Here is a 5,395-nt window from a genome sequence, read left to right on the forward strand (position 1 = left end):
GGTTGAAACAGACGTATATGGGCACGGCATAATCGGAATTTTAGAAGGAAATAAAAAAGGAAAGAAAATTGCCTGGCGTAGCGATATGGATGCATTACCCAACCGCTTTCCAGATAAAGTTGACTTCAGATCTAAAATAGATGGCGTACAACACGGCTGTGGACACGATATACACATGGCGATCGGACTTGGAATAGCAGAAATACTGTCAAAAAACAAAAAATCACTAAACGGAACAGTCTATTTTATATTCCAGCCAGAAGAAGAAACCTTTGTCGGAGCAAAAGCTATGGTCGACAAAGGACTGCTAACAAAGATCAAATCCGATGAAATATATGCTTTGCACGTAAGCGCACTTCCAGTTGGTAAGATTATGGCAAAGCCAAATGAAATGTTTGCCTATCAAAAAAGAGTTCGGATAAAGTTAAAAAACGAGCTATCGAACGAAGAAGCAAAAGAACTCTCACAGAAAATAGATAAGAAATTATTTCGCGTCAAGACAAATACTAAACCATGGGATATCCAATTCCTCGCCGATCCCAATCTTGGATTAAGCAACCCAAATACTATTTATCAAGACTACCTGTTTATGGATAAAGACTTTCGCATCCGCACAAAAGAAAACGAACTTCTTCTGGAAGCCTATATTTACGAAACCAACAAATCAAACCAGCAAAACATCATTCCCGAAATAGAACAACTGATTAAAGAAACGAAATATAAAGACCAATTGATCTCAATTGACTATATACAGAATAATCCTACCATCCAGAACGACGAAAAATTAACAAACCAAGCAATAAATACCATTTCAAAAATATACGGAAAACAAAGTATACTCCCTGACTACGGACAAGTTCCTTATTTCAATGATGATTTCGCTTACTTTCAGCAGAAAATACCAGGAGTTTACTTCTTACTGGGCGGATCCAATTTCGAGAAAGGCATCATCGCCATGAATCACGCACCAAATTTTATGGTAGACGAAGAATGCCTAAGAATTGGCGTGAAGAGTTTCTCTTCTCTGATTCTAGAAAGATTAAAACCATGAACAATCAATCCATCTATATCTGCAGAAATTTTAAGCTGATTTAAAAATGGTGAGCCCCTCCCCAAAAACTAGCCAGTTAAAACTAGAGAATCGGACGTCAGTCAGTTTTTCGGGGGGACGTCAGACGTCAGTTACTTTTGTATCTCAAATATATGTGAAGTTTAAAATAGAATCTATTTTTCCCAACAAACTAAATCAAACAAAAATAAAAATCACTTATTTTTGATCATTGAAAACACAGCAGCATAAAATAAAGCAATTCCAACTTTCACCTTGGGCGAAGGCAGGGCTAGCCATTAAAAACCTGCGATCAGAAAAAAGCGAAGAAGAACACGACAGTTCCAAGCCACATCGCGACCACCATTATTTAGTCATTTTAATCACCAATGGCCAATTCACTATCAACCTCGATTTCAAGGAAATAAACATAATAGCCCCCAAGCTACTTTTCGTCTTCCCAGAACAAGTACACAACATCACGGAAATAAAAAATCCCAGCGGTTGGGCAGTTAGCTTTGACCCCTCCCTGATCAGTAACACGCTTCAAACCCTTTTAGAAAAAAACCTCAAAGGCCCCATAGAGCTGGAGAAACAAACAGATTTCTATCAATATACCACTAGTCTAATGGATCTGATGGAACAACTACAATCAAAAGGATTAAGCGGACACAGCATAAAAGCTGCACATTCAGTATTAAACGCCATACTCGAATTAACTGCAGAAAAAACCATAGCAGCTACCATATACATAAATGCCACAACTACCAGCCGAGCGGTAGCCATAGAACAAGAATTTAACCAACTGCTAAAGCAACACTATAAAAACTGGAAGCAACCAACCCAATACGCAGCAGCACTCCATATATCAGTAGCCCATCTATATGATACAATGAAAGGAATGACCGGAACTTCAGTTTCAGAACTCATTCAGCAATGCTCCATTCTCGAAGCAAAACGACTATTGTATTTTACCGACTTAAGCGTAAAAGAAATCGGCTATGAACTCGGTTACAATGAACCCGTCTATTTTGGCAAGCTTTTTAAAAAGACAACGGGCCTCACTCCTCTGCAATTCAGACACCAATACCGCGATTAAGACTATCATTCCAATCAATACACCTATTCTGCCTTATATTTACCCGCTTTCTTTGCATAAGAAAACAATACCAGCATGAAAAAGGAAATCAATATCCCTCTTATACTCGAAGCAGTAAAAAAGGCAGGAAATATGTTCCTGGAAGATTATAAAAAAAATGAGATCGCCAATAACAAAACGCAACTACTAGAACAATTGGCTAAAATTGACGAACGCTGTCTAAACGCATTAAAAGAAGAACTGAAAACAGCATTTCCAGATACTCCCTGGAACATTGGTAACGAGTTCGATAAAGAAGGACAGAAACAACCACTCGATTTACCTGAATATTGGCTTTGCGATGCAATGGACGGCGCAATTCAATACTTACAGCATATTCCCGGATGGACAATCAATCTCGTACTGGTCAGAGAAGGCCAACCTCATTTTTCAGTGATATACGATCCACTGGCACAAGAAATATTTTGGGCACAGCAGGGATCAGGCGCATTTATGAACGGTAAGTCCATTAAGCCAAGCACTAAAACAGATACTGATATCATGCTTGCTATATTCGAATACGGACACGAAGAACCACCAATCCCTGGCTTTAACGAAAAACATGGTGCAGCGGTTGCCGATCTGCTGAATAAATTCGGTGTGGTAAGAAACTATGGTCCGCATGGCTTGCAACTCGCTTACATAGGTGCTGGCAGGATCGACGTCTTCCATCAATTAGGGCTAGATACCTATAACTGGCTCGCAGGGATATTGATTGCAAAAGAAGCCGGAGCAAAAATTCTGAATAGCAAAGGACAAGCCTGGAAGTGGGGTGATGACAGTTTAGTAGTTACAAGATGAAAATAGCCGTAATAGGCGCCGCTGCCGGCATAGGACTGGCTACGGTGCAAAAAGCATTAGCGAATGGTCATGAAGTTGTGGCACTTTCGACCAATACTGCCAATATATCAGAACATACCTTGCTAACCAAGATAAATGGAAGTGCCACATCTCTTGCAGATATGAAAAAAGCAATGTCCGGGGCAGATGCTGTATTGATCACGATCGGAACAAAAAATAAAAAACCCAATACCTTATTCTCAGATACAGCCAAAGCGCTAGTACAAGCAGGCAAAGATCTCAACTTCAAAGGTCCGGTTTTAGTCATCACGGGCTTCGGTTCGGGAAAAAGCAGTGGCTACTTAAGCCTGTTTATGAAAATCGTGATCGGCTTATTTCTGAAAAACCAATACATCAACAAAACATTGATGGAAGAAATCGTTACCCAAAGCAACTTAAAGTGGGAAATAATACGGCCCGGAATGCTTAGCAACGGACCATTGACCCAAAACTATAAAGTGCTTCCAGCGCTGTACAAAGGAATTAAAGTTGGAAAGATCTCAAGAGCGGACGTTGCACATTATCTATTAACGGAGGTAGAAAACCCAAAACTATTAAACCAATATCCCGCACTCACCTATTAACTACTTTTTTGTGCACCAAGCTATGTATGCATCCAGGAAAAATAGGATTTAAAGGACGAACATCAGGGCCTGTAAGGTCCAGAGAGTCCATAAATCCTATTTTTTCCACCAAAAGCTATGATTTGATAAATGCCAAAAGATCCTTATTTATAGTCTCAGCCTCCGTTGTCGGCATTCCATGAGGGAAACCCGGATAGGAAATAAGCTTCCCATTTTTCAAAAGCTTTACCGCCTTAGCCCCGGTAATTGGAAATGGAACAATCTGATCATCCTCACCATGCAGAACAAGTACAGGAATATCCACGCTTTTAAGATCATCAGTAAAATCTGTTTCCGAAAAGGCCTTTATACAATCAACATGTGCTTTTATCGCCCCCATCATGCCCTGACGCCACCAATTATCCCGGACACCTTGTGAAACTTTTGCACCCTCACGATTATATCCATAAAACGGAAGCGTAAAATCTTGAAAATATTGTGGCCTGTGCGAAGCAGTACCCTCACGAATCTCATCAAATACAGACAAAGGGATACCATCTGGATTATTTTCATTCTTTACCATGATCGGAGTAACGGCGCTAATCAACACCGCCTTAGCAACACGGCCCTTACCATATTTTGCAACATAGCGAATCACTTCTCCACCCCCGGTAGAATGACCAATATGTACTGCATCCTTCAGATCAAGTGCTTGCGTCAGCTCAGCCACATCAGCTGCATAAGTATCCATGTCATGTCCATTCGGAGTTTGGCTAGACCTTCCATGCCCCCGCCGATCATGAGCAATAACCCGGAATCCCTGTTCAAGAAAAAACATCATTTGACCATCCCAATCATCTCCAGATAAAGGCCAACCATGGTGAAAAAAAAGAGGTTGCCCGGTTCCCCAGTCCTTGTAGTAAATTTTGGTGCCGTCTTTTACTGTGATCGTACTCATTTTTATTGATTTTATGGAGGCCTATTCCTCCCACTAAAAAACAAATGGATTGAGCAAGGGTTTTTGCTATGAACAATTAAATCACAACATCCTCGCCGGCGGTTAAAAAGTAGGTTTAACTGATCTATTTTTGTTCAATTTTGTCATAAATGGAGATATTCACCGGAATCCTTACCTCTCTCTTTATTTTTCCGGGCATTATAAACTCAATCGTAACATGACCTTTCAATTTTTCGAACTTACCATTCAATATTAATTCGATGCCCAAATTCTGGTGCAGGGTATTTGTGTATTCCCATAAACCATATTCTTGTAAGTATGTAGCATCTCCATTATCTACAAAGCGCAGCTTCTCATTTTTCTCATTTGTAAAATCGAAATCTTTAACTGTATAAGTTGCAAAATCAGAAATATCATCGTCCCTATTAACTATGGTTCCCTTGTTTTGCTTGTACTCATTCAGCTTCTCCTCAGAAAGAGGATACCTCGTGCATATTTCGAATTTGTTAGTTGGTTTTTTCTCCACCTCCGTAATATCCGTGATAGTGGCCACAGCATTCTTAGTGACTTCAACAAGAAACTGTTTCATCTGCTCCTCCGAGTATTGGTAATCAGAGTCTTCCTTACTTTGGCAAGACACCATAAATATTAAAGAAACAACAAATAATAAAACTAAAGATGATCTATTTTTATTCATGTCTCTATGTTTGCATTAGATTTTAATTAAATATAAAGCTATTGCTACATTTAAAGAAATTACCACCCATCAAGTCAAAAATATTACAATAAAAATCTAAGATCAACATCTTAAGAACCACCTTCTCAGTCTGCACCCAAAAATATATTAT

The 5,395-nt window shown here is 39.4% G+C and carries 6 protein-coding genes; 4 read left to right on the plus strand and 2 right to left on the minus strand.

What is annotated here, in order from left to right; all coding sequences use genetic code 11:
* From DBR11_RS14245 to DBR11_RS14260, 4 genes are all read left to right on the plus strand, one after another.
* The coding region (locus tag DBR11_RS14245) for a M20 family metallopeptidase (RefSeq protein ID WP_108553334.1) at window positions 1–1,051 on the plus strand (1,051 nt) is incomplete at its 5' end.
* A gap of 229 nt (window positions 1,052–1,280) precedes the next feature.
* A complete protein-coding gene (locus DBR11_RS14250) occupies window positions 1,281–2,147 on the plus strand; it encodes a helix-turn-helix domain-containing protein (RefSeq protein WP_108553335.1) in 867 nt (288 codons plus the stop codon).
* A gap of 75 nt (window positions 2,148–2,222) precedes the next feature.
* Window positions 2,223–2,987 carry an inositol monophosphatase gene (locus DBR11_RS14255; protein WP_108553336.1) on the plus strand — a complete coding sequence of 255 codons (765 nt, stop codon included), beginning with the start codon at window positions 2,223–2,225 and terminating at the stop codon, window positions 2,985–2,987.
* The gene (locus DBR11_RS14260) at window positions 2,984–3,610 is read left to right on the plus strand and encodes an NAD(P)-dependent oxidoreductase (RefSeq protein WP_108553337.1); all 627 of its coding nucleotides are present in this window, start codon (window positions 2,984–2,986) and stop codon (window positions 3,608–3,610) included. The genes DBR11_RS14255 and DBR11_RS14260 overlap by 4 nt, the downstream gene beginning before the upstream one ends.
* A 115-nt stretch (window positions 3,611–3,725) precedes the next feature.
* Here the strand turns inward: DBR11_RS14260 and DBR11_RS14265 are convergent, their stop codons facing one another.
* Together DBR11_RS14265 and DBR11_RS14270 are read right to left on the minus strand one after the other, a co-directional pair.
* On the minus strand, window positions 3,726–4,547 hold the full coding sequence (locus tag DBR11_RS14265; protein ID WP_108553338.1) for an alpha/beta fold hydrolase: 822 nt from the start codon (window positions 4,545–4,547) through the stop codon (window positions 3,726–3,728).
* A 124-nt stretch (window positions 4,548–4,671) separates the two neighbouring features.
* Window positions 4,672–5,244, minus strand: coding sequence for a hypothetical protein (locus DBR11_RS14270; protein WP_146186536.1), 573 nt, complete (start codon window positions 5,242–5,244; stop codon window positions 4,672–4,674).
* Window positions 5,245–5,395 lie beyond the last annotated feature (151 nt).

Source organism: Pedobacter sp. HMWF019, assembly GCF_003061025.1.
GTDB lineage: Bacteria > Bacteroidota > Bacteroidia > Sphingobacteriales > Sphingobacteriaceae > Pedobacter.